The following is a 23,544-nucleotide window of genomic DNA, read 5'->3' on the forward strand; positions in this document are numbered from 1 at the left end:
AGACCTCACTAGCCTCGCGCTTTCATGAAGCGGGCTGTCCGGCAAGCGGTCGGGAAAGCAGAAAGTGCCTCTGAACAGCAAGAATGACGATTGTCGAGGTCCTTGTTCCTGCCACCGCCGGAGGCACTTCCCAGGTGAAGCACTCTATCGGGTCCTATTCCCGCGTCCGTGTCCAGGACGACGGCCGTCAAGTTGTCTCCCAGGCCGGGTCGGTCCTGCTCGTTGAAACGGTCCGCAAGACCGGTCTTGACCAGGCCATATCCCAGGCTCTGGCTCGGTGGCGCAAACCGCGGGCCATCTACGATCCCGGCAAGGCACTCCTGGACGTCGCCCTGGCGATCGCACTGGGCGGGGACTGCCTCGCGGACGTCGCGATGCTGCGGTGTGAGCCGGCCGTCTTCGGCCCGGTCGCCTCTGCCCCGACCATCTCCCGCCTGATCGACACCCTCGCGGCCTCCGGCGAGAAGGCCCTGCAGGCCATCCGGTCCGCACGGTCCGAAGTCCGTGGCCGCGTTTGGTCGTTGGCCGGCGAGAACGCCCCGGACGCCGACGGCCAGGTCACCGTCGACCTCGACGGCGTCCTCGTGATCGCCCACTCCGACAAGGAGGACGCGGCCGCGACCTGGAAGAAGACCTATGGCCATCACCCGCTGACGGCCTTCCTCGACCACGGACCGGGCGGAGCCGGTGAGCCTGTCGCCGCCCTTCTGAGGCCGGGGAACGCGGGCTCCAACACGGCAGCCGACCACATCACCACCGCCCAACTTGCCCTGGCCCAACTGCCCAAGCACTACCGGCGAGGGCGGCAGACCCTGATCCGCACCGACTCCGCGGGCGGCACCCACGACTTCGTGTCCTGGCTCGCCAGGCGAGGCCGCTGGCTGTCCTACTCGGTCGGCATGGTGATCACCGAAGCGATCCACGAACACGTGCTGAAGGTCCCCGCCTCAGCCTGGACCCCGGCCGGAGACCGACGGTGAGGCCCGTGACGGGACCTGGGTCGCCGAGCTCACCGGCAAGCTCCTTCACGGCTGGCCCAAGGGCATGCGACTGATCGTCCCCAAGGAACGGCCCCATCCTGGCGCCCAGTTGAGGATCACGGACGCGGACGGCATGCGGATCACGTGCTTCGCGACCAACACTCCTGACCGGCCGATCGCCGCCTCGAGCTCCGTCACCGGCTGCGGGCCCGGGCAGAGGACCGGATCCGGGCCGCCCGGGCCACCGGTCTGCGCAACCTGCCCCTCCATACAACAGCCCAGAACAAGGTCTGGCTGGAGATCGTCCAGATCGCCCTCGACCTGCTGGCCTGGATGCCCATGCTTGCCCTCACCGGCAAGGCCCGGCTCTGGGAACCCCGCCGCCTGCGATTCCGCCTGTTCTCCGCGGCCGCCCAACTCGTCACCACCGGCCGACGCAGGATTCTCCGTCTCGCCCCGCACTGGCCCCGGGCCGGCGAGATCACCGCCGCCCTCGAACGGCTCGCGCTCCTGCCAACTCCCGGCTGACCAGCGAATTCGCCTGTCCCTACGAAAAGAGAACCCAGCCCGGAGCAGTGAAACCCGGCGCCCACCCGACGCGACACTCGGTCCGCCGGCATGCCCACCATCAGCCACAGAAAGCGAAACGAACCACCGACTTCGTCGACGGACCGTCATGCAAGGTCGAGGCTAGGGAGCTGAGGAAGGGGCGGGAGATGCGACGGTAAGATTTTGCCGTGTTCGACGCTATTGCGATCCGGCGCACGGCTCCGGATGGAGCCCCCGGGGGACCACTTGATCTTGGTCGTCTAGCTGAGGCGATGCTCTTCTACCGAAAGGTTCGACTGGCGGTCACCCGGCATAGCCTGAAGCAGCTGATCGTTTCGCTCGGGCCGGATGTAGCTGTGGAAGTCGCTAAGAATGTCGACCTGATCTATCTGGATCGCGACTTTGCGTTGCGGACTGAGGATCGCGGGACGCACCGCGAGCGGCATCGACCAGCCACCATCGCCGTGATGGATTCGGTCCAACGGGCTGGCGAGGTCGTACATCTTGCCCAGCCGCTTGACTCGCTGGTGTTCGACCTGTTCCGCGAGGTCACTGGTGCGTCCGGCAGGGGAAAGCGCAGGGCCAAGCAGTTTCTCAACCAGGTGAAGGTTCACGACTTCGATCCTGCTCTCCTGGGCCTTGCCAGACAGGACTGGGAGGACGAGGCCCTCGTCCGGCAGGTGCTCGTGGACCTCGTGCAGGAGCTCGCCCCGGCCTACTCACTCCCGGATGACTTCAAGGTGTCTCTGGTGCCCTCTGCGGATGAGCACTATCAGTTCGAGACGAATCTGGACTGGGCTGCTGTCTCGCGAGCTGGTGGTGTTCGTGAGGGCGACCTCCTCCTTGATCCCGCGAAGGTGCTGCTCGGAATGGTCGAGATGCGCCAGGACCTGGCGCTGGGCGCAAGCCTTGGGAGCTCGCTCACCCAAGACCGCATTGGGGAGCGCATCACTCGGACGAAGGTGAAGGAACTCGTCGCCCAACTCGATGGCCAGCAGACCAAGATCGACCAGTTTCAGGAGCTGGTGGTTAAGGGCGTCGGTGATCTCAGGGGCGCTATCAAATCCGGACGCCGCAGTTTCGAAGAGTTCCTCAACGTCCTGCAAAAAGCCGGGCGGTTCAGGGATTGGGTTGACGGGCAGGCGCCGACCTCAGATCTCGTTGACGAGTACTACGCCAACGCGTTCAAGAAGAGCCCGCTGGAGAGGCACCCGTTCAAGGAGCTCCGCTGGATGATACCCACGGCTGTCGAGTACGGCCTGATCGCCGTGCATGCCGAGGAGACGGCGCCACCGGCCGCGCTGGGAATGGTGGCCCTCGACCAGCTCGTCGTCGCGCGCTTCAGCAAGGGCTGGAGGCCGGCCACCTTCATCAACGACGAATTGGTCCCCTTCGTCAACGGCTGAACTGAGTTTCCAGAGCAACCACGGTTGTTCTGGAAACTCGGACTCTGGGGCAGGCTGGCCGAGCGAGGCGATGAGGATGGCGGTATCGCGCTGGCCCAGTGGCTCCTGCCTGGCGCGTACTTCTGCTCGCTGCCCTTGATACCACGCCCTCGATACCGGCCGCACCCCAGGCCGGGTCCAGCCAGTCGAGAGTGGTCGCCCGGTCCGTGGTGGCTGGGCAGAACGTGAACGGCCCATCGAGGACCGCGTGGGCGAAGGGGTCCTCCAAGACGGCCCGGCGCTCCCTGTACGGCCGGTCCAAAGCTCGACCGTCGCGGCCTCTAGCATGTCGAAGACATCACATAAGCGAGATGCTCAGCGGCGCCCGTCCGCACGCTCTAGCTGAGCTGGCGGGCGCGATGTTGGAGCTCGCCGAAGTGCAGCCGCCCTGCGCGCGGCACGACCAGTTCGCCGTCGAGCACCAGGTCCTCACCGAGCGCGGATGCTGCGGCAGCGGTCTCTGGGGACGCCGGCACCAGGTCCGCACTGCGGCGGAACTGGAGCATGACCATGCCGGTCCGGGCGAAGAGCACCGCCCGGAAGCCGTCCGGCTTCTGCTCTACGAGATGCCCCGGCAGCGCCCTGTCCGGTGGAAGCTCGCGCCGCGCTTCGGCCAGCATCGCCTCGTCCGGAGGAGTCAAGGTCACCCCACCACATGTACGGGGTGCAGCACGGCCGCGCGCGTCGAAGACGCATGAGTCAGCTAAACAGGTCTGTGCCCGCTGTGATCGCAGCGTGCACGGCTTGCTCCGCCTCGCCTGTCAGGGCGGAGGTAACAGCTGGCGTGAGAATACGCACGATCGACCGCCATATCCTCTGGCCCCGCTTCAGATCGACTCCCTCGTGCTCCAGCGTGCTGATCTCCTCGGCAAGATCCTCAGCATCACCTGCGGGCAGAGTCAGAGCGGACGCAGCTGCACGGAGTTGGCTGACCAGGGATGTCAGGGCATCACCGTCGATGCCCTGGTTGATCGTCTGGGAGTTGTGGCTGCCGCTCGCCAGGTTGCTGTGGGTCGCGTTTCCCCCGACGTAGACCCCGTAGTTCGTGACCTCATTACCCAACTGCGGCTGTGGCCTGGACATGAATCTCCCCAGTGACTGGTTGGAATGGACGAAACGGATCCCCAGGTGAGTGAGCTGCAGGTCAGTATCTCTGTCCTCGCGCCGGTGTGAGGTGAGCAGCCCTTCCACGACGAGGTGCTCGGTGGCCAACTCCACCACTGCCGGGTCGATCGCAACCCCTCCGTGCCAGGCGGCATCGCTATCGTGGAATTGCGCAAGGTCGACAGCCCGCTGGCCAGGTAGGAATCCGTAAAGCCAGCGCGGCAAGGCGGTATGGATGTAGTCACAGATCCCGACTATGTCCGCTGCCTGCTCCTCCAGGGCGGCTACGCGGTCCAAGCCTTCGGTTGTCCACAGCAGGTAGGGACCAAAGGGAGCTTGGTACCCGTCCCCCTGCTTCTCCCTGGTGAAGTAGCCCCGTGATACCACCGCGCGCCGCATTCTGAGCTGATCGCCACGCTCGGCCGGGAACCCCGCCATCCCCAAGGCGACCCCCACCTCTGAATCGGTGAGACACCGATAGGAACTCCTCCCGGCCAACGCTGCGGTCCGGAGGAAACGGTCGACATCACGCGAAGTGGTGAGGCGTCTGGGGATGGAGTCGCTAGCGGGGCCAGGGGACGACGGTGGCATACCGAGAGAGCGTAGCGGCGGAACTATGGGTTCCGATCTCGGCTATTGGGATCGCGGGAAGCGGAGCCTCGCGCACGTTCCGTCGCCATAGGAGGTTTCGCGCCTATGCCCTTCATGCGGCTTCCGGGCGCTGCCTGGCCTTGTACCACCAGCAGAGGGGCGTCGCCATCCTCGAACCCGCCGCGAAGGGCTCCTGAACTGCGGTTTTGCCCGTGCGCATAATGCGCGGTGTGGGCGTTACGGGCGATATCTTGACGCTGAAATGACGCTCATTTGACGCTCGTTCTGATGGGGTGTCAGGTGTGCATTGGGCAGGTCAGGTGGCGTCAAAGCTGCGAGCGACGATGTGACGCCGAGGGCTGGTGACGCTCTATGCGGGGCCCGCCGGATCGTGCAGATCAGATGTTCCGGAAGAGATTAGCGGGGCTCGTGACTGGCGATGCACTCGTCGCAGTCGGACCCGTGGAGCATCAGTAGATCCTGACGGAACACGAACGGTGTGAAGCTCGCACCCTGCCCCGGGAAGTGCCTGCGGCAGTTGTCGCAGGTGTTCTCCTCGATGTCGGTCAGCTGTGGTTGGCGGCGTACGCGGCGATGCAGTCACGGCAGCGCCACAGGTCGGTCGGCATCAGTGGGAACATCGGCTGCAACGGCACCGCGCGCAGGTGCGCCCACCTGTTGTCGAGCGGTAACCGCACCAGGTAGCGCTCGATGATCGGGCTGGTGCCCGACGTCGGTCTGTCGGAGCCGAACGTCGTCTTCATCATGTTGCGCGCGTCGGCCTGCGCGGCGGCGATCTGGTCGAGCGCGGGATCCGTCATCCTGAGTCCTTCCGCGTTGGCCAACGAGCGTACGTCGCACCCCCGACGAACCACGCCCGCGACGGCCCTGAATATGCTGCTGCCGGCCGTTCAACAAACCACGACACTGAGGTCTTTTCAACCTGCTGGTGAGCTGGCGTGATGCAGGGTGAGGACAGCTTGGACCAGGCCCGTGATGCGGGTGGTCGAGCAGCGGAGTTTGCGAAGGAGTCGCCAGTTCTTGAGGGTAGCCATGGCTTGTTCGACGAGGGCACGGATTTTGGCCTGGGATCGGTTCACGGCCTGCTGACCTGTGGAAAGTGTCTCCCATCGGCCGCGGAACGGAACCCGGACCGTACCGCGGGCGCCCTGGTAGCCCTTGTCCGCCCAGCAAGGGATTCGGGCCTGGTCGAGGGCGTTGATGATGCCGTGTTCGCGGGCCGCCCGAACGTCGTGAACGGCTCCTGGCAGTGCGGGCGAGGCCCATAGCAGCCGGCCGAACGGATCGGCGATGACCTGCACGTTCATGCCGTGCTTCTTATGCTTCCCCGAGTAGAAGGGCCGGTCGGCGGCGATCCGGTCGATGGGGAGGAGCGTCCCGTCGAGCAGGACGTACGCTTTCGTCGAAGCAGCCCGGACGGCCTCGTCGAGGGTCGGTGCCAGTGCGGCCAGCAGGTCGACGGCCTCGCTGATGTAGCGGTAGACCGTGCTCGTCCCGACCCCGAAACCCGCCGCGAGCTGGGCGTACGTGGTTCCGTTCCGCAGATGCGCCAACACCAGCAGGGCTTGACGGCCGACCGGGAGCCGGCGCCAGCGGCTCTTGATCCGACGATGGTGTTCTCGCAGGCGAGCAGCGAGGAAGGACAGGGATCGACTGGACACGTCCAGCCCACACGGGTAGACAAGCATGCGAAGCCTCTGGTGGGTACCGGGTGATCTTGGTCGTGAACCCGTCTACCAGGGGCTTCACTCATCTGTCGACCCAACTGACCAGCTCACGAGGCAAGTTGGCAAAGGCTCAATCCAACTCCACGTACCCCGCCCCATAACCAAGTTTAACGACCCAGCCCCACATAGGACACGGTCTGAGTGGTGGACACGCTGATACTGGATCTGCTTGATCCGGAGGAAGCGAGAAGACCGCCGATGGCGACGAAGGACCACTCGGACGAGTTCAAGGCCGATCCCGTGGCCCTGTACGAGTCCACGCCCGGGGCGACGCACAAGGGCATCGCCACCGGCCTGGGCATCAACCGGGCCACCCTGCGGCAGTGGGGTGCTGTGGGACCGTGACCGCCGCGGTGTCGCCGCCACGGCCCTCTCACCGGGCGGGCAGGCGGCGGCCCGGCCCGGGAAGACAGCGCCGTCCGCCGATCCGGACGCGCGGATCCGGCAGCTGGAGGCCCGGGTGGCCGAGCTTGAGGCACATGAACGGAAGCAGGCGACCGAGCAGGACGTACTCCGCAAGGCGGCCAAGTACTTCGCCGGGAAGACGAACTGGTGATGAGCCGCTTCCAGTTCGTCGACGATCACCGGGACACCTACGAGGTGAAGCAGCTCTGCGAGGTCCTGAACCCGAACCGGTCCAGCTACCACAAACGACTCGCCGGAAGACAGGCGCAGGCAGCATGACGACGCGAGCACCGGCTCCTGACGGCGAGGATCCGCGAGGTCCACAGCGAGTCTGGCGGCGCCTACGCCTCCCCACGGGTAACCGCCGTGCTGCAGGAGACGGGGCTGCGGGTCAACGAGAAGCGGATCGCCCGGGTGATGCGGACGTTCTCCATCACCGGCATCCGCCTGCGCAGACGCGTCCGCACCACCGTCCCGGACCTGGCAGCCTCAGAGGTTCCGGACCTGTTCCAGCCGGGACTTCACCGCCCCGGGCCAGGGCGGAAATACATGGGCGACATCACCTATCTTCCGCTCGTGGGCGCGGAGTTCCTCTATCCCGCGACCGTTCTGGACCGCTTCAGCCGCAAGGTCGTCGGCTGGACCATCGCCGACCACACGCGCACCCGCCTGGCCCCCGACGCACCACGGACGGCGGCCGCGACCCGCGGCGGCCCGGACGGCTCGGTGTTCCACTCCGATCACGGAGCCCAGTACGGATCCCGGGCCTTCGCCGACCTTTGTGACCAGCTCGGGGTCACCCGGTCGATGGGTGCGGTCGGCACCAGCGCGGACAATGCGGCCTGCGAAAGTTTCCACGCGTCCCTGAAACGCGAGACGTTTCAGGGCACCCGCGACTATGGCGACGCCAGCACCTACAGAAGAACGGTCTTCGCATGGCTGGCCCGCCACAACACCCGCCGCCGGCACTCCGCTAACGGCCACCTCAGCCCCAACGAATACGAACGCCGACACCACGCGCCCAAGCTCACGCTGGCCGCGTGATCGACGAAGCGTGTCCACCATCACGGGGGAAGGCCCCCGGTTCGCGCCGCTCCGACCGGGCTGACAGGTCAAACACAAGGTGCAAGCAGCCAGCCAGAGTATGAGTCAAGCCACGCCGGAACGGCACGACCATGCTCACAGCCGGAGTGGAAGGGCCGGTCGGCGGCGATGCAGTCGATCGGCAACATCGCCCCGTCCCGGATCACAAATGCCTTTATGGACGCGGCCCTGACGGCTCCTGTGAGCGTGGGCGCAAGAGAGGCTAGGAGCTCGACTGCCTCGGTGACGTATCGGTAGACGAGGTGACGGTGTCGGCGGTGCCGTACCTAGCGCGGTGCTGGGACGGGTGCGTGGCCGTGAGCGCCGGTCCGTTTGACTTCAGGGCCGATGCGTCCGCTGTGCTCCCAAACCTGGGGCCACCGCTGTAGCGGCCGCACGCTGACACGTAACTCCTTTGCGACCGCGTTGCTGTCGTGTCCCAAGGTGAATAACTCGGCGGCCCGCATCACGCCAACAAATCAGTAACGTCGCCACCGCCCGCAACCGAAGAGCCTTCTGCGCCGACGGCGACCGGCGTCGTGTTGCCCCACGAGTTCACTCATGCAGGGGTCAACAACCCAGAACAGCTACCGTCCAGACCAGTATTCGGCCACTTTCGCGCCATGGTCGTTGCACAACCCGGGATCGTGATGCGATCATGACACTTAGCGCGAGCTTCACGGCTCTCGCTTTTCAGTCAACCACCGGTAGCGGAAAAATGGTTGGGGTTACGGCGGGGCAACGCCGCTATCCCGCCCCACCGCCGGTCTGTACATCAGGAGAAATGAATATGGCGCAGCTCACTCAATCCGCGACGCGGGTACGAAAGACGATGGCGCGAGCGGTTGCGATAGCGGGCCTGGCCGCGGCAGCCGTCACCATGGCCGCCCCTACCGCGCTGGCTGGCACGAGCCCCACGACGGAAGGCTGCTATTCCACCTGGGGCAACACCGGATCCAACGGACACTGCCAGTCGGTGGCGCGTACCGGTGATTTCCAGAACCAGATCGACTGCAGCCTCTTGGGAGAGTCGTCGATCTGGTACCTGTTTAACAAGGGTGCTTCCAAGCCCAGTTGGGGCTATGTGGAATGCACCTTCTCCGCCAACAAATCCTGGATCAACTTCAGGCTTCACCAGTAAGAGGCGTCGCGAGATCAACACTGCAGGGGTGTCCCGAATCGGGGCACCCCTGCAGTGCGTCCATTGAGCGTACGCATGGACAATCAGAGGATCACGGACACCACAAGTAATTCCCCTGCCCGCTACCTGTTCCGCTGGAATGCGCGCCGCAGCCGATTGACGCGCCACGGGGTCAGTGCCATCGCGCCCCCGCCCACGAGCAGGCTGCCGATGGCGATCCCCCAGCATGGCATCGAGTGTCCGGGCTGGTCCGTCCAGTCCCACCACCGGAACCGCCCCAGGCCGTCGACCTGCCAGTACGTCAGGGGGAACAGGGTGGCCAGCGGAAGGATCCAGGAGAATCTCCATCCCCATGCCCGCCCGGACATCAGGGCGAGCCCGGCCCAGATCAGCAGGCCTCTCAGGAGCAGCAGAACGGTGTCCATGGGGCTGACGGCTGCCTCTGCCGCGACGAGCAGCAACGCCGCCACCGAGACGGTCCCGACGAGGAAGGAGATCTCGGCTCGTCTGAAGCCCCTCGCCGCCGTCTCCTCCAGGGAGTCCATGGCGCTGCCGAGGCCGCCCACGGCGATCACCGCCAGAGCGAGGGGGATCACGTGCCTCAGAGGGGTCGCGGAGGTTCCGCCGCCGCTGAAGGGGAAGTCGAGCCGGGCGGACCCGAACATAACATCGCACGCGATCACCACGGCCCAGCCCACGGCGATGCCACGGAAGCGATGAGCCCGCAGAAAGCGGATCCAGGAATCGCGGAGATCAAGCACAGCGCGTACCTTTGATCACCTTGATCCGCTTCTTCGCCCAGTCCTCCTGTACCTGCCTGGGCTGCTTGATCAGCCGTGCGATGGCTCTCTGGTCGACACCGGGCGGCCCTCCGTGAATGCCGGACGGCTGCCCGGCGCCGGAGATCCGGGCCGCGAGCCATGAGTCGAGCTCGAAGTACGCCATCATGCGCCGGTCTTCGGCGCTGCTGTTCACCGCCGAGCAGAAGGGTGGAGTGGACGCCCGGGAGATGGCGATGGACATGCTGTCGGCCACCTCCCACATGGACCCTTCGAAGATCGAGAAGTCGGTGTCCTGCGCGCTGTCGCCCTTCAGTCCTTCCTCGTAGAACGCCGAGGGGGAGGTGATGAAGGGAGGAAGTTCGGACACGCGCCTTGCCATCGCCTCGAGCCGCGGGATGTACATGCGTTCCTCGGGCCATACGCAGATCTTCGGCTCGGTGCGCGTGCACATCGGAGCACTCGGATCGGCTCGCGCCGTCTGCACGGGTCCTGCCGTGATCACCCCTGCCAGGCATGCGACGGCCAGCGCCGAACTGCCGACGGCCGGCAGCCTGACGATCAGCTTTCCGCGTGCGCCGGTGTATCCGGGCAGCCTTCGTGGGGTGACAGCGGCGACGGCCACCGCGGAGAGCGCCAGACCCCATCGAAGGGCGAGGTTCCCCGGAGTCACCTCCACGGCAGGGGCACCGGAGAGTACGAACAAGCCGGCCTTCATCGGGCCGCCGTTCATCGTCACTACCACGAAGCAGGCCAGACCGGAGACGACCGGGGTGGAGAATGCGGACGGGTACCAGCGCCCGGCGATGTGGCCGACGGCGATGCACAGCACGATGAGCGCGGCACCCAGCAGCAGATAACTGGGCCACAGGAATCCGGGTCCGGCGTCGCGGTGACTGACTGCCGCGGCAACCGCGGCGCCCACGAGGTAGGCGCCGCCGCCATACACGGCGGCTGCCGCGATCTGAGTTCCCTCGATCTGCCATCGGGGCCTGGTTCCCGCAGTGTGCTGGTCCTCGAAGCCGAGTCGATGGATCCGGCCGGCAGCCCAGGCGGCGTAGGCCGCCAGGAAGGGGCCGAGATAGAAGGCGGGTATCTGGGCCGCCGCGCTGGCCTGCGGCCAGACGCCGATCCACCATTGGGCCCGTCCGAAAAGGACCGCCACGTCCAGGGCGACGAGGACGGGGAACCACCATCGCAGCGGAGAGCGCCGCAACTCCATCATGAGAATACGCATCAGGAGAGCACCCCCTGTCCCGACAGGGCCGCCATGTATCCGCGCTCCAACGGGCTGTCGCCCGCCACTCCCGATCGGGAGTTGCCCGCAAGGGCCTCGGGGGTGCCGCGGAAGAGGAACCTTCCGGACTGCATGACGACGACCTGGTCGCAGACAGCCGCCACATCCTCGACGAGGTGGGTGCTCAGCACGATCGCCGAGCCCGTCAGTGATCTGATCAACTCGCGGAACTGTAGGCGTTGTTCCGGGTCCAGGCCGACGGTCGGCTCGTCCAGGAGCAGGAGTCTCGGCGAGCCGACGATTGCCGCGGCAATGCCTGCGCGCCGCAGCATGCCACCGGAGAGGGACTTCATCTTGGCCTGCGCCCGTCCGTCGAGAAGGACCGAAGCGATCGCTTTCCCTGTCGCGCCGTGGGCCTCACCGTCAGGGACCCCGCGCAGCCAGGCGCTGTATCTGACGAAGTCGTAGACCGAGAAGGACGGGTAGTAGCCGAAGTCCTGGGGGAGATAGCCGATCGTAGGGCGGACCGCCCTGGCCGACCGCTCGGAGTGCACCTTTCTGCCGCAGATCTCCAGAGTCCCCTCTTGGGGAGGGGCAACCGTGGCAAGGGTGCGGAGAAGCGTTGTCTTTCCCGCCCCGTTGGGGCCCAGAAGCCCGTAGACCCCCACGCTGAGATCCCAGTCGAGTCCAGTGATCACCTGATGCCGGCTGTAGCCCTGAGCGATCCCCGACAGCGAAGCGATCGGTTCCACGTTGTTCCTTTCGCGCGTGCGACCGGGCGCCACTCGAGAGCGGCACCCGGTCACATCACCCCTGTCTGTCGAGATACCTCAAGCCGTGTACATGATGTAAGACTTTTCGATATTGAACGTGCATTCGACTCCGCCCCACTTCTGGTTCGACTCCCCGATCCGGAAGACCGTCCAGAGTGAGTCCTCATTGCCGAAGGTGCACACGCCGCGGTTCTTGTACTGGCCGTACTTCGACACGTTGACGCAGTGACCCACCGATCCGGTACTCCCCCAGGTGGAGTAGCAACCGTTGAGTGTGGCACTCGTTCCGCTCGCCATCGCAGACGGCGCGGACAGGGCGACCGCAGCGACCGCCGCGCCCGTGAGCGCGGCGACGCGCGCTATGGTGTTCCTTACTCGCCTTGCGGGCTGAGTGTGCTCCGTCATCACTGTCTCCTCCTGATGTGCAGACCGATGACGGGGGTGGGGTCGTAGCGTTGCCCCGCTGCGACCCCAACCATGCTGATCCGTCATCAATTGTTGGCTGTGAAGGTTTAATGAGAGGCCTTCACGGGCTTGTCATGATCATGATCTCATCAACTTGTGGATCTTGCAACGGCACCGCATAGAAGGCGACGTTCTGCTCCGGTTGCTCAGGGGGTTGAACTCATTGGGCTCGGTGATCTGGTCCCGTCGCATTCCATGATCAGGCCTGTCGGCCGGAGGTGGCCGTCGATCAGATAACACCGGCGCTGGACTTTCTTCGGTTTCCGCTTAATCGCCCGGGTTAAGTGGGCGAGCCGGCCGCAGCGAGGTCAGTCAGGGTGCCGCCTGGCAACTGGAGCTTTTGTGCCGGGCACCACCAACTGAGCGCCTTGGGGCATCCGGAAGATGCGCCTCGCACTCAATTATCAACTCCGCTCAGGCTAAGTGGTATTGCGGGTGGGTGCCCTGCCAGCCGATACCCCAGGTGGCAGCAGATGATCACTGCTGCCGCAGCGGCTAGCGTAACCATGATGGCAGTGCTGGGCGGGTGAACGGCCGGGAATGACGCTCGAAATGGCGGAAAGCGAACGCTTCGGTGCGCCGTTCGAACGAGCCGGGCGGACGCCTTCGCCTCGTCTGCGACAACCGCCGCGCCTCCCGCTGCCCGGCTTGCGCCTGGACCTACGCGGGCGACACCTACCACCTGATCCGCGCCGGCCTCGCCGGAGACGACCGCCGCGACATCCCCGCCGCCGTCCGCGATCACCCGCGCGTCTTCACCCTCACCGCCACCTCGTTCGGCCCGGTCCACAACCGCCCCGACCACGGCACCTGCCGCTGCGGCACCCGGCACGCCTCCGACGCTCCAGAGTTGGGCACCGCTCTCGACTCGGACACCTGCGACTATGCGGGCGCTGTGCTGTTCAACAACCACGCCGGACAGCTCTGGTAACGCTTCACCACGCGACTCCGCCGTGAACTCGCCGCCCGCGCTGGCCTTCCTCACTGAGAACTCGCCGAACACCTCCGCGTCTCGTACGGCAAGGTCGCCGAATTCCAGAAACGCGGGGCCCTGCACTTCCACGCCGTCGTACGCCTCGACCGCCCGGACGGTCCCGGGATACCGCCGCCCGCCTGGGCCACGGTCGACCTCCTCACGGATGCGATGCGCGCTGCCGCGGCGCACTCGTACACGTCCGTCTCGGTCCCGGCAGCCGATGACCAGCCGACCAGGACGTTCCGATGGGGTCGACAGCTCGACGTCCGCCCGGTCAAGGCCTTCGGCGACGACTCCGAAGGATCCGGCGGAGCGACCTCGAACACTGGCTCGACGACCGTGAGGACGCCGCCTGATGGAGACGACGTACGAGGTCAAGATCTACAAGATCCTCACGTACAAGGGTGCCCGGAAGTCCACCTACACGGTGCGCAGGGTGGTGGCGGGCAAGCGCTGGCGTGAGCCGTTCGACACGGTCGCGCTCGCCGAGGACTTCCGCTTCGAACTCATCACGGCGGTCGGCAAGGGTGAGGCGTTCGTCATCGCGACCGGACTGCCGGTATCGCATCGCTCCAAGTCGGCCGCGATGAGCTGGTACAAGTTCGCCGTCGAGTACGTGGACGCGCGCTGGACCCAACTCGCCGGCAACAGCCGGAAGAACCTCGCCAAGACCCTGACCGCGACCACCGTGGCGCTCCTGCGCGTCAAGCCCGCTCAGTTTGAACCAGCCGCGGCGCGTACTGCCCTGCGCGAATGGGCGTTCAACACGAACCGGCGCGGTGCGGCTCCCCGCGACGTGGAGAACATCCTCAGGTGGGTGGAGCGGAACTCGCTTCCCGTCTCGGCCTGGGAGGACCCGGACAAGGTCGAGGAGGTCTTACGAGCCCTCGACACGCCTCGACGGCAGGCAGGCCGCCGCATGGTCACGCAAGCGGCATCGGCGGATCCTGAACGTCGCCATGAAGCACGCGATGCGGGCGGCGCATCCTGCGGGACAACCCTCTCCCCTACGGCCACGGCCAGCGTGGCTGCAGGTATACCACGTCGCTCTCGTCCGCGGTACGGGAACCGAACGCAACCACATCTGCCAGGAGCAGTGAGTGCAGCTCCGGCATCTCCATCACGAGGCTGCCCGGCTGCGGGAGGCGAGCTGGGGACGGAGTCCTCCCGAACGATGCGCACGGTACGGCCGAGCAGGGTGCGCGGTACCGGCCACAGCTGGAGTAGTAAACCGTGGTTGAGGTACTGGGACAGGTTGTCGCGCAAACCCTCGTGTAGGCCGGTGTGGTACAGGCCCATTCGCTGGCGGTACTTGCCGAGCTTGTATGAGGTCATCCCGGACCAGGCCAGGTGCAGCGGTAGGCCCACGACCCCTTGGGTCGGACCGGGCAGGTCGTCCAGCGATTCCGGCAGACGACGCCGGAACTTCTCCCGGTACAGCGCGGGGTCGTCGGCGGCGTCGCCCGACAGTTCGCTTCGCGCGGGGGTGGACTGTTGTGGGCTGGCGGGATATATACCTCATTGTGGCAATCGGGGCAGTGGTGAGGGGCCATGATGATGCGTCCGGAGTGAGTGGCAGCGAGCTCGTGCTGGCGAGCTGGCCGTGGCAGCCCCATCTGTCTGAAGAACGGGGATGGCTTGTTGGTCGTGACGCTCGTTTGACGCTCTGGGCGCCCGCACGCGGGACAGCGAGCGGATAAACCGCCTCTGACCTGGGCCTTCTCGTGACTCATCCAGGCCGATATCTTTCCGATGACGCATCATGTGGAGTGCGTCGCCATCCTCGAACCGGCCGCGAAGGGTTCCTGACCTGCGGGTTTGGATGGTGTGCATGATGTGCGGCGTGGGCGTTACGGGCGAGTGCCAGGCTGAGGCTCCCTGGTAGGAACGGGCCACCTGACGCGTTTCAGCGAGGTAGGTGTCGCATGTTCCTGATGGGCGCGTTGCTGGTTGCAAGTTTGGTCACTGCGGCGGTGGGCGTGGTGGTGGTCCTCATCCTGCTGAGCCACCCGCCGCTGCCCGGGCCCAGAACTTACGCGCTTGTCGCCCTGATCCTGGCTTCCTCGGCGGTGGCGGTGTACTGCTACGGCTGGTTCTCCGTCAACATGGGAGGACCTTTCCCCGAACTGTGCACGAGCCGGAACGACGTCGGCGCCGACTTGGCGGTCATCAAGCAACAGTACTGGCCTCTTCGAAACGCCTGCGTGTACTCCGACGGGTCGACCGTGGAGTACGTCTCGATGTCGGTCACCGTGTTCGTATGCCTGCTGGCGGGTGCCGCCTCCGTCTTGGTCGGCACCTCCGTATACCTGCGCAAGCGAGTCAGAAGAACTTCTGGGGTGCTCTCTTGAACACCGATTTCTCGCGCCGCACCCTGCTCAGAGGATTCACCGGTGTCGCCGACGTACGAGTACGACGCGGTCGGCAACATCGTCTCCGAGACCGACTTCGACGGGGCACGGCTGACCACCGGCGGCCGGCCGGTCGATTCACCTACGATGCCGCCGGTCGCGAACTGGTCCGGGCCTTCGGTGACGCGCTCAGCGTGACGTCGGCCTGGGACGAGGCCGGCCTGCTCGCCGCGCAGCACATCACCGCCGGAGCCCGTGCCGTCAACAGCAATGGGCCGGGTCACCGCCGTCCCCGCGCCGGGCTGGACGGAGCGGTACGCCATCGGTGGCCATGGGCTCCTGAACCGGTAACTCCTACTGCACAGTGAGGCGTTGCAGGTCGGCGCCGATGACGACATCGCGGTCGTAGCCCTGTTCGGCCCAGTGTTGCCATTGTCGTGCGTCGAGGGAGTCGCGGGCGAAGTCGACGAGGTGGCTGAGAACGAGGCGCTTCGCACCGGATTCGTGGGCTATGGCGCCCACTTTCTGCACCTCGACATGCGATTCCAGCATGTGGTTGTGCAGGGCGGGTGGGAGCTTGGCGCCCTGCAGGTTGATCGCTTCGTGTACGAGCAGGTCGGTGTTCCTGGCGAGGGCGGGGATGTTGGGGGTGCGGGCGGTGTCGCCGGAGAAGGTGACCGATCCGTACTCGGTGTCGAAGCGGAACGCGAAGGAGGGGAACACCGGGCCGTGCGGCACGAGAACGGCGCTGACCTTCACCTTGTCGTCGCTCATCACCGGAAACGGTCGCATCGTGGGGGCGGTGTTCGTGAAGTCGGCCCCGACGTCCGGGAGTCCGATCTCCCGGACGTCCAGCAGTGTGGTCGGATCGGTGATGCCGGAGTCGCGTAGGAAGACATTGTTGGAGTAGGCGACCGCGTCGGTCCAGTTCTGTGTCAGTGCACGTGTGCCCGGCGTCGGGGACGAGGGGGCCACCACCGGTGCTGTGCCGCCGCCGAACTTCGGGGGCAGCCCGCCCGCAGGTCCCGGTCCGTAGACCTGGACCGGGCCGCGGCTGCCCAGCCCGCCGTCGACCGGGGCTCCGCCCAGGACGATGTAGTTGTAGTAGTCGGCGATATGGTCGATGTGCAGGTGGGTGAGGAAGATCGACCGGATCGCGGAGAAGTCGAGGCCCGCCCTGGCGAACTGGGTGACCGAGGAGCGGCCACAGTCGATCAGATAGATGTGGCCGTCGACCAGCAACGCCGTGGAGATCCCGGCGCGATCCGGTGTCGGTGGCGGCCCGGCCTGGGTCCCGAGCAGCACCACCTGGAGCTTTGCCTTCCGCTTGTCCGCGACGGGACGTGCGGGGGTTGCGGTCGCGGGCGTGCCCGGCGATCCGCAGGCGGCCAGCCCCAGCGCGAGTCCCGCTCCTCCCACGGCCGTCAGCAGACCGCGCCGCCCGATCGCGGAGCGATCCTCGGCGCCCTCGGCGCCCTCAATAGGTCCGCACGACAGGCACATACTGGGCCTCCTTGGTTGTTCTGGGCGTTTGTTTCGGGCGTGGTGTGCCGGGCGCGGACAGCGTCGGCACAGAGATTTGGACCGGTCGCCACCTGCCCGGTCAGCTCGTCGTGCGGCGGTCCGCCAGGGTGAGGGCCACGTCGACGATCATGTCCTCCTGGCCGCCGACCAGGCCCCGCCGGCCGCACTCCAGCAGAAGGGCGCGGACGTCGACGCCGTAGCGGTCGGAGGCGATCTCCGCGTGGCGCAGGAAGGAGGAATAGACGCCGGCGTAGCCCAGGGTGAGGGTCTCGCGGTCCACGCGGACCGGGCGGTCCTGGAGCGGGCGGACCAGGTCGTCGGCGGCGTCCTGCAACTGGAACAGGTCGCAACCGTGCTGGATGCCGGAGAGGTTCGCCACCGCGATGAACGCCTCCAGGGGGCAGTTGCCCGCGCCCGCGCCGTGGCCCGCCAGGGAGGCGTCGACGCGGCGCACCCCGTGCTCCACGGCGACGATGCTGTTGGCCACCGACAGCGAGAGGTTCTCATGGGCGTGGATGCCGATCTCGGTGGCGTCGTCCAGGACGTCGCGGTAGGCCCGGACCCGGTCGGCGACGTCCTTCATGGTGAGTCGGCCGCCGGAGTCGGTGACATAGACGCAGTGCGCGCCGTAGGACTCCATCAGCCGGGCCTGCTCGGCGAGTCGGGCCGGTTCGGCGCGGTGGGAGAGCATCAGGAAGCCGGACACGTCCATGCCCAGTTCGCGGGCCGCGGCGATGTGCTGCGCGGAGATGTCCGCCTCGGTGCAGTGGGTGGCCACCCGGACCGAGCGCACCCCCAGGTCGTAGGCGGTCTTCAGATCGTGGACGGTGCCCACGCCGGGCAGCAGCAGGGTGGTGAGCCGTGCCCGCTCCAGCACCGAGGCCGCCGCCTCGATCCACGCCCAGTCGGTGTGGGAGCCGGGGCCGTAGGTGAGCGAGCCGCCCGCCAGCCCGTCGCCGTGGGCGACCTCGATGGCGTCGACTCCGGCGGCGTCCAGTGCCCGTACGATCCGTTGCACGTCCGCCGGGGTGATCCGGTGCCGGACGGCGTGCATCCCGTCCCGCAGGGTCACGTCCTGGACGAAGATGTTGCTGCTCATGCCGTCACCTCGCAGGCACCGGCCGCACGGGCCGCGATCCGCTCGGCCACCCTGAGGGCGGCCGAGGTCATGATGTCGAGGTTGCCCGCGTAGGCCGGGAGGTAGTGGGCCGCGCCCTCGACCTCCAGGAACACGGACACCTGGTGGGTCGGCCGGCCGGCCGTGCCCTCGGTCAGCAGGGTCTGTACCGGCTGGTCCCCGGGAACCGGGGTGATCTGCACCTGCTGCTTCAGCCGGTAGCCGGGGACATAGGCCGCCACCTCGGCCACCATCGCGGCGACGCTCTCCTGGATCGCGGCGTGCCGGGTGGTGTCGGGCGCGTTCACCAGGCAAAGCACGGTGTCCCGCATGATCAGCGGAGGCTCGGCCGGGTTGAGGATGATGATCGCCTTGCCGCGGTCCGCGCCGCCCACCTCGACGAGCGCCCGGGACGTGGTCTCGGTGAACTCGTCGATATTGGCGCGGGTGCCGGGACCGGCCGACCTGGAGGCGATCGAGGCGACGATCTCCGCGTAGCGGACCGGGACCACCCGGGAGATCGCGGCGACCACCGGGATGGTGGCCTGGCCGCCGCAGGTGACCATGTTCACGTTGGGAGCGTCCAGGTGCTCCTCCATGTTGACCGCCGGGACGACGTACGGGCCGATCGCCGCCGGGGTCAGATCGATCAGCCGCTTGCCCAGCGGTGTCAGCTTCGCCGCGTTGGCCCGGTGGGCCCCCGCCGAGGTGGCGTCGAAGACGATGCCGATCTCGTCGAAGCCGGGCAGGGCGATCAGCCCGTCCACGCCCTCGTGCGTGGTGGCCACGCCCAGACGCCTGGCGCGCGCCAGACCGTCGGACGCCGGATCGATGCCGACCAGGGCGCCCATCTCCAGGTGCCGGGCGGTGCGCAGCACCTTGATCATGAGATCGGTACCGATGTTGCCCGAGCCGATGATCGCGACCTTGGTGCGTGGCGCACCGTCTGCACGCGTTGTCATATCGTTCCTTCCCCGATGGCGGCGGTGACCGTGCCCAGCCCGCCGATCGTCGCGGTGATCTGTGTGCCCGGGGTGAGCGGGCTCATCGGGCCGAGCGCGCCGGAGAGCACCACATGGCCGGCGCGCAGCGGATCGCCCAGGTCACGTGCGGTGCGGGCCAGCCAGAGCAGCGCGGCGAGCGGGTCGCCCAGACAGTCCGCACCGGTGCCCTCGGACACGGTCCGGCCGTCGACGGACATCTCCATCACGGCCGTCCGCGGTTCGAACTCGGCGAGGCCGCGGCGCTCCCGGCCGAGCACGAAGGCGCCCGCGGAGGCGTTGTCGGCGACCGTGTCGGACAGGGTGATGTCCCAGCCCGCGATACGGCTGCCGCAGATCTCCAGGGCGGCGACGGCGTGATCGACCGCGGCTCGCACCCGGGCCATGTCCAGCGGACCTTCGGCGAGGTCCGCGCCCAGCACGAACGCGATCTCGGCCTCGACCCGGGGCTGGAGCACGGACGCATACGGCACGGTGTCGCCGTCCGCGTATCCCATGTCGTCAAGGAGCACCCCGAAGTCGGGCTGGTCCACGCCGAGTTGGCGCTGCACGGCGGGCGAGGTCAGCCCGATCTTGTGGCCCACGACGCGTGCGCCGCGGGCCGAGCACGCCGCCGTGATCCGCTGCTGCACGGCGTACGCGGCACCGATGTCGGCGGTGCCGATCAGATCTCGTACCGGCGCGCACGGAACGCGGGTGGCGGCGGCCTCCAGCAGCCGGGCGGCCGCCTCCGCGACACCCCCCGGTACCTGCCTGGTGTCAGTCATCGCCGGAATTCCCCCGGACGAAGTCGATGACCAGCCGGTTGAACTCCTCGGCGTGCTCGATCATCGCCCAGTGCCCGCAGCGGTTGAGCACGACCAGCCGGGAGTCGGGGATGTTCGCCAGCAGGAACAAGGAGCTCTCGAAGGAGACCACCCGGTCGTCGCGGCCATGGATGAGCAGGGTGGGCACCGCGATGTCGGGCAGCCGGGCCGGGTCCACCCAGCGCGGCAGCGGCGCCCCGTGCGGCAGACCCGCCACATAGTTGGCCAGGTGCTCGGGCCGGGCGAGGGCCGCCTGAGAACGGGCCTCGCACAGCTCCGGAGTGGCGAAGCGCGCCTTGTCGTAGCACATGATCTCGACCAGTCGGCGCATGTTCTCCGCGCTGGGGTCCTGGTAGGCCTCGATGAGGACCTTCAGCCCCTCGGAGGGCCCGTCACCGGCCCCGAACAGGCTGGGCATCCGCCCCACCGGCGGTCCCATGGTCACCAGGTGGCTGATCCGCCCGGGGTGTTCGGTGGCCAGCCGCAGCGAGGTCTGGCCGCCCATCGAGTTCCCCACGAACGCGGCCCGGGAGATGCCCAGTGCGTCGAGGAACTGGATCGCGGCGTCGACGTGGTCGAGTCGGTCGACCGTGGCCGGGTCCGACTCGCCCCAGCCGGGCATGTCGACGGCGTACACATGGAAGTGCTCGGCGAGCGCCTCGATGTTGCCGCGGAAGTTGCTCCAGCCGGTCGCCCCCGGGCCGCTGCCGTGCAGCATCACCAGCGGATGGCCGGAGCCCGCCTCGTAGTAGCGCAGCGACCAGTCGCGTGTCTTGACCGTGCGCGCGCTCTGTTCCTTGTCGAGTGCCATCAGCCCTCGCCTCCTTCGGTTCCTTCGGTTCCTTCGTTTCCCTCGGTTTCCGGCGGGGACGGTGCCGCGGCCAGCAGCTCGGCCACCACCCCCGGCGGGCGGTGGCCCCAGCTGTGCAGCCGGTCGAGGGTGCGCACCTGCCAGGTGGCGTCGTCGATGATGAGTCCGCCCCAGCCGTATTCGACGGAGAAGCCGGAGGGGGTGAAGACGTAGAAGCTGAACATGTGGTCGTTGGGGTGCATCCCCAGCGTCATCTCGAACGGCTGCTCGGCGTCCATACAGCGGTCGTAGGCCAGGCCCACGTCCCGGATGTCGGTGACCTCGACCATGAAGTGGTGGGTGCGCTTGGGGGAGGGCATGTCGCCGAACGCGACGGTGTGGTGGCGGCCGTTGCAGTGCAGGAAGATCAGGTCCGCGACGATGCCGGGGGCCAGCTCCTCGACGATGATGTCGCTGATCCTGAAGCCCAGCAGGTCGCGGTAGAAGCCGAGGTACTCCTCACGGCTCACCCCGTGGGCCATCAGCACCTGGTGCCCGGCGCCGCCGGCTCCGGTGACGAACTCGCCGAGCAGCGTGCCGGAGGCGAACGGGGTGCGGGCGTCGGCCAGGCCGGTGACCAGTTCGACGCGGTTGCCCATGGGGTCGGTGGTGGCGAAGATCCGCTCCACCCGGCGGTCCGCGGCGAGCGCCGCGTCCCCCTCGTCGACCTGGAGGCCCGCGGCCCGCAACCGCTCGACCAGCGCGTCGAGTTCGGCGTCGCTCTCGACCTCGTACCCACTGACGACCAGGTCGTCGGCCGGCCCCCGGGTGACGATCCAGCGGTGCGCCTTCTCGTCCAGGCGCAGGGTGAACCGGTCCTCGCCGCGCTCACCGAGCTGCATGCCGAGCAGCTCGACAGCGAAGTGCTCCCAGTCGGCGAGATCGCCGACCTCGTAGACGACGTACGCGAGTTCCTTGACTCCGCTCATGGCAGATCTCTCCTCGAAAGGTGGGTGGACGGGCGGTCAGGCGGGGACGGCGAGCCCGCTGGTGTCGGCGGCGGCCACGAAGCGGTCGGGGCGCAGGGCCACCGCGCGCACCCCGTACCGGCGCAGCCAGGAGCCGAGCACACCGTCCAGGTCGACGAGTTCGTCGGGCCCCTGGGTGTAGGCGTTCTGCGGGCGGACCGCGCGATAGCGGGCGCCGAGCGCGTCCCACTGCCGGCGTTCCTCCTCGGTCAGCAGGGTCGAGGGATCGATGTCGTCGCCCAGGAGTACGAAGGTGTCGCCGAGCAGTTCGTCCAGCGGCGCCATCCGGCCGACGGTGTCGCCGACCACCGGCTGCGGCACCATCCGGCCGACGATGCTGGCGTCGCCGAGCGGGCCGCGCAGCCAGCCGGCCTCCAGCACCGGCGACGCGATCAGCGGCGGCTCGAAGGGGGTGACGAGTCCGTCGGGCGGTGGCGCGGACAGGGCGGCCCGCTCCTCGTCGGAGATCTCCTGCTTGATCACCCGGCCGAGCTGCACCGCGAGCCCGGTGTAGAAGGCCGCGTTCGGACGGCGCTCGGCCTCATAGGTGTCGAGCCAGGACTCGGGCAGCTTTCCGGCCAGCACCCGGCCGAGCTTCCAGCCCAGGTTGTGGGCGTCCCGCATCCCGGTCTGCATTCCGGCGCCCGCCCACGGCGGCATCAGATGGGCGGCATCGCCGGCCAGGAAGACCCGGCCGGAGCGCCAGGTCCGCGCCATCCGTACATGGTGCCGGTAGAAGGCGTGCTGGTGGATCTCGACGTCGTCCTCGCTCACGCCCAGCGCCTTGAGCAGGGGCCACACCTCGGTGGCGGTGGGGAAGTCGGCCTCGGTCTCGTGCGGCTTGAGCGGGATCTCCCAGCGGTGGTTGCCTGCCGACAGCGCGATGTCGACGACCGGCCGCTCCTGGTCCGTCCAGAAGGTGAGGAAGTCGCGGTCGGGCCACCAGCGCTTGACCCGGCAGTCGATGACCACCCAGGAGACCTCGTTGGTGTCGCCGAGCAGCTGGATGCCCAGCCGCTGCCGGGTCCTGCTGCTGCCGCCGTCCGCGGCGATCGCGTACCGGGTCCGGTACCGGCGGACCTCCCCGGTGGCCGTGTCGGTGGTGGTGACCGTGACCCCGGAGCCGTCCTGCTCGATCTCGGTCACCTCGGCGCCGTAGCGCACCGAGATCAGGTCCTGCCGGTCCTGCGCGCAGGACCGCAGCTCGGACTCCATGACCGGTTGGTAGATGTTGTAGAAGCGCGCCCTCGCCCCGAGCGCCGACGGCGGATGCTCGATGCGCATCACCTCGTGCCCGTCGTACGTCACCCAGCGCAGCGCACGCTGCGGGTCGATCACCTTCTCGATGCGCTCGCCGATGCCCAGGCTCTGGAAGATCCGCATGGTCCAGTCGTTGACCGTGACCGCCCGCGCCCGCGGATAGATCTCCTTGTCCCGCTCGAAGGCGATCACTCGCGCGCCCTGCTGAGCGAGGGTCAGAGCACCGACGACGCCCGTGGGGCCGTAGCCGATGACGGCGACGTCCGCGTCGAAGTTCTGGGGCATGGCGGCCTCCTTGCCGGTCGTCCCAAAGTTTTGGACCGGTCGTTCAGTCCAATAGCGGGGACTGTCACACGGCCGAAAAAGCCGGTCAAGAGGGTGCATCACGGAT

At 67.5% G+C, this 23,544-nt stretch carries 20 protein-coding genes and 4 pseudogenes; 8 read left to right on the plus strand and 16 right to left on the minus strand.

From position 1 onward, the window contains the following. Positions 1-134: 134 nt before the first annotated feature. Positions 135-1,508 (plus strand): annotated as a pseudogene (locus CP978_RS25470) (IS1380 family transposase). Between the two features lie 209 nt (positions 1,509-1,717). Continuing rightward, on the plus strand, positions 1,718-2,935 hold the full coding sequence (locus tag CP978_RS25475) for a hypothetical protein (protein WP_144401487.1): 1,218 nt from the start codon (positions 1,718-1,720) through the stop codon (positions 2,933-2,935). Positions 2,936-3,312: 377 nt separating this feature from the next. Here the strand turns inward: CP978_RS25475 and CP978_RS25480 are convergent, their stop codons facing one another. From CP978_RS25480 to CP978_RS25495, 4 genes are all read right to left on the minus strand, one after another. Then, a complete protein-coding gene (locus CP978_RS25480; RefSeq protein WP_144401488.1) occupies positions 3,313-3,621 on the minus strand; it encodes an ATP-dependent DNA ligase in 309 nt (102 codons plus the stop codon). Positions 3,622-3,673: 52 nt separating this feature from the next. Further along, complete coding sequence (locus CP978_RS25485; protein WP_043444647.1) at positions 3,674-4,534, minus strand: hypothetical protein; 861 nt, start codon at positions 4,532-4,534, stop codon at positions 3,674-3,676. A 701-nt stretch (positions 4,535-5,235) separates the two neighbouring features. Then, positions 5,236-5,490, minus strand: a complete 255-nt coding sequence (locus CP978_RS25490; protein WP_043444649.1) for a hypothetical protein — start codon at positions 5,488-5,490, stop codon at positions 5,236-5,238. A 117-nt stretch (positions 5,491-5,607) separates the two neighbouring features. Next, positions 5,608-6,378 carry an IS5 family transposase gene (locus tag CP978_RS25495; protein ID WP_150478254.1) on the minus strand — a complete coding sequence of 257 codons (771 nt, stop codon included), beginning with the start codon at positions 6,376-6,378 and terminating at the stop codon, positions 5,608-5,610. Between the two features lie 237 nt (positions 6,379-6,615). On the opposite strand from CP978_RS25495, the pseudogene CP978_RS25500 reads away from it, so the two are divergent. After that, positions 6,616-7,866, plus strand: a pseudogene (locus tag CP978_RS25500) (IS3 family transposase). A gap of 104 nt (positions 7,867-7,970) precedes the next feature. On the opposite strand, the pseudogene CP978_RS25505 reads toward CP978_RS25500, so the two are convergent. Further along, positions 7,971-8,162 (minus strand): annotated as a pseudogene (locus CP978_RS25505) (IS5/IS1182 family transposase); the annotation flags it as partial. A 533-nt stretch (positions 8,163-8,695) separates the two neighbouring features. On the opposite strand from CP978_RS25505, the gene CP978_RS25510 reads away from it, so the two are divergent. Beyond that, positions 8,696-9,046 (plus strand): hypothetical protein, encoded by a 351-nt coding sequence (locus CP978_RS25510; protein WP_043444654.1) that lies wholly within the window; start codon positions 8,696-8,698, stop codon positions 9,044-9,046. Between the two features lie 122 nt (positions 9,047-9,168). Here the strand turns inward: CP978_RS25510 and CP978_RS25515 are convergent, their stop codons facing one another. The 4 genes from CP978_RS25515 to CP978_RS25530 form a co-directional block, all read right to left on the minus strand. Continuing rightward, positions 9,169-9,807: a hypothetical protein gene (locus tag CP978_RS25515; protein WP_043444656.1), complete on the minus strand. Its 639-nt coding sequence runs from the start codon at positions 9,805-9,807 to the stop codon at positions 9,169-9,171. Further along, positions 9,800-11,062: a hypothetical protein gene (locus tag CP978_RS25520; RefSeq protein WP_043444658.1), complete on the minus strand. Its 1,263-nt coding sequence runs from the start codon at positions 11,060-11,062 to the stop codon at positions 9,800-9,802. Before CP978_RS25520 ends, CP978_RS25515 begins: the two co-directional genes overlap by 8 nt. Then, positions 11,062-11,814, minus strand: coding sequence for an ATP-binding cassette domain-containing protein (locus CP978_RS25525; protein WP_227745442.1), 753 nt, complete (start codon positions 11,812-11,814; stop codon positions 11,062-11,064). The genes CP978_RS25520 and CP978_RS25525 overlap by 1 nt, the downstream gene beginning before the upstream one ends. Positions 11,815-11,892: 78 nt before the next feature. Beyond that, positions 11,893-12,240: a hypothetical protein gene (locus CP978_RS25530; protein WP_144401489.1), complete on the minus strand. Its 348-nt coding sequence runs from the start codon at positions 12,238-12,240 to the stop codon at positions 11,893-11,895. Positions 12,241-12,874: 634 nt separating this feature from the next. Between CP978_RS25530 and repSA the strand changes: the two are divergent. The 4 genes and pseudogenes from repSA to CP978_RS34985 form a co-directional block, all read left to right on the plus strand. Further along, a pseudogene (gene repSA, locus CP978_RS25535) lies at positions 12,875-13,576 on the plus strand (replication initiator protein RepSA); the annotation flags it as partial. Between the two features lie 55 nt (positions 13,577-13,631). Further along, complete coding sequence (locus tag CP978_RS35805) at positions 13,632-14,831, plus strand: hypothetical protein (protein WP_227745443.1); 1,200 nt, start codon at positions 13,632-13,634, stop codon at positions 14,829-14,831. Positions 14,832-15,201: 370 nt separating this feature from the next. Then, positions 15,202-15,627, plus strand: coding sequence for a hypothetical protein (locus CP978_RS25550; protein WP_052454274.1), 426 nt, complete (start codon positions 15,202-15,204; stop codon positions 15,625-15,627). Positions 15,628-15,669: 42 nt separating this feature from the next. Beyond that, positions 15,670-15,825: a hypothetical protein gene (locus CP978_RS34985; protein WP_158508347.1), complete on the plus strand. Its 156-nt coding sequence runs from the start codon at positions 15,670-15,672 to the stop codon at positions 15,823-15,825. Positions 15,826-15,981: 156 nt separating this feature from the next. Here the strand turns inward: CP978_RS34985 and CP978_RS25555 are convergent, their stop codons facing one another. The 7 genes from CP978_RS25555 to CP978_RS25585 form a co-directional block, all read right to left on the minus strand. Continuing rightward, positions 15,982-17,130, minus strand: a complete 1,149-nt coding sequence (locus CP978_RS25555) for an MBL fold metallo-hydrolase (RefSeq protein ID WP_052454275.1) — start codon at positions 17,128-17,130, stop codon at positions 15,982-15,984. Positions 17,131-17,230: 100 nt separating this feature from the next. After that, positions 17,231-18,250: a 4-hydroxy-2-oxovalerate aldolase gene (gene dmpG, locus CP978_RS25560; protein ID WP_043444661.1), complete on the minus strand. Its 1,020-nt coding sequence runs from the start codon at positions 18,248-18,250 to the stop codon at positions 17,231-17,233. After that, entirely contained in the window at positions 18,247-19,230 is a 984-nt protein-coding gene (locus CP978_RS25565) for an acetaldehyde dehydrogenase (acetylating) (protein WP_043444663.1), read from the minus strand. Before CP978_RS25565 ends, dmpG begins: the two co-directional genes overlap by 4 nt. Then, complete coding sequence (locus CP978_RS25570; RefSeq protein WP_043444665.1) at positions 19,227-20,036, minus strand: 2-keto-4-pentenoate hydratase; 810 nt, start codon at positions 20,034-20,036, stop codon at positions 19,227-19,229. Before CP978_RS25570 ends, CP978_RS25565 begins: the two co-directional genes overlap by 4 nt. Beyond that, on the minus strand, positions 20,029-20,886 hold the full coding sequence (locus tag CP978_RS25575; RefSeq protein WP_043444667.1) for an alpha/beta fold hydrolase: 858 nt from the start codon (positions 20,884-20,886) through the stop codon (positions 20,029-20,031). The genes CP978_RS25570 and CP978_RS25575 overlap by 8 nt, the downstream gene beginning before the upstream one ends. Continuing rightward, positions 20,886-21,854, minus strand: coding sequence for a VOC family protein (locus tag CP978_RS25580; protein WP_052454276.1), 969 nt, complete (start codon positions 21,852-21,854; stop codon positions 20,886-20,888). Before CP978_RS25580 ends, CP978_RS25575 begins: the two co-directional genes overlap by 1 nt. Positions 21,855-21,890: 36 nt before the next feature. After that, entirely contained in the window at positions 21,891-23,438 is a 1,548-nt protein-coding gene (locus CP978_RS25585; RefSeq protein WP_043444669.1) for a bifunctional 3-(3-hydroxy-phenyl)propionate/3-hydroxycinnamic acid hydroxylase, read from the minus strand. Positions 23,439-23,544 lie beyond the last annotated feature (106 nt).

This window comes from Streptomyces nodosus (genome assembly GCF_008704995.1).
Taxonomy (GTDB): Bacteria; Actinomycetota; Actinomycetes; order Streptomycetales; family Streptomycetaceae; genus Streptomyces; species Streptomyces nodosus.

Coding starts and splice junctions, on each gene's coding strand:
- dmpG (WP_043444661.1), bottom strand. CDS start 18,250: ATGAGCAGCAACATCTTCGTCCAGGACGTGACCCTGCGGGACGGGATG.
- CP978_RS25520 (WP_043444658.1), bottom strand. CDS start 11,062: ATGCGTATTCTCATGATGGAGTTGCGGCGCTCTCCGCTGCGATGGTGG.
- CP978_RS25555 (WP_052454275.1), bottom strand. CDS start 17,130: ATGTGCCTGTCGTGCGGACCTATTGAGGGCGCCGAGGGCGCCGAGGAT.
- CP978_RS25575 (WP_043444667.1), bottom strand. CDS start 20,886: ATGGCACTCGACAAGGAACAGAGCGCGCGCACGGTCAAGACACGCGAC.
- CP978_RS25570 (WP_043444665.1), bottom strand. CDS start 20,036: ATGACTGACACCAGGCAGGTACCGGGGGGTGTCGCGGAGGCGGCCGCC.
- CP978_RS25490 (WP_043444649.1), bottom strand. CDS start 5,490: ATGACGGATCCCGCGCTCGACCAGATCGCCGCCGCGCAGGCCGACGCG.
- CP978_RS25510 (WP_043444654.1), top strand. CDS start 8,696: ATGGCGCAGCTCACTCAATCCGCGACGCGGGTACGAAAGACGATGGCG.
- CP978_RS25580 (WP_052454276.1), bottom strand. CDS start 21,854: ATGAGCGGAGTCAAGGAACTCGCGTACGTCGTCTACGAGGTCGGCGAT.
- CP978_RS25585 (WP_043444669.1), bottom strand. CDS start 23,438: ATGCCCCAGAACTTCGACGCGGACGTCGCCGTCATCGGCTACGGCCCC.
- CP978_RS35805 (WP_227745443.1), top strand. CDS start 13,632: ATGGAGACGACGTACGAGGTCAAGATCTACAAGATCCTCACGTACAAG.
- CP978_RS25495 (WP_150478254.1), bottom strand. CDS start 6,378: ATGCTTGTCTACCCGTGTGGGCTGGACGTGTCCAGTCGATCCCTGTCC.
- CP978_RS25550 (WP_052454274.1), top strand. CDS start 15,202: ATGTTCCTGATGGGCGCGTTGCTGGTTGCAAGTTTGGTCACTGCGGCG.
- CP978_RS25530 (WP_144401489.1), bottom strand. CDS start 12,240: ATGACGGAGCACACTCAGCCCGCAAGGCGAGTAAGGAACACCATAGCG.
- CP978_RS25565 (WP_043444663.1), bottom strand. CDS start 19,230: ATGACAACGCGTGCAGACGGTGCGCCACGCACCAAGGTCGCGATCATC.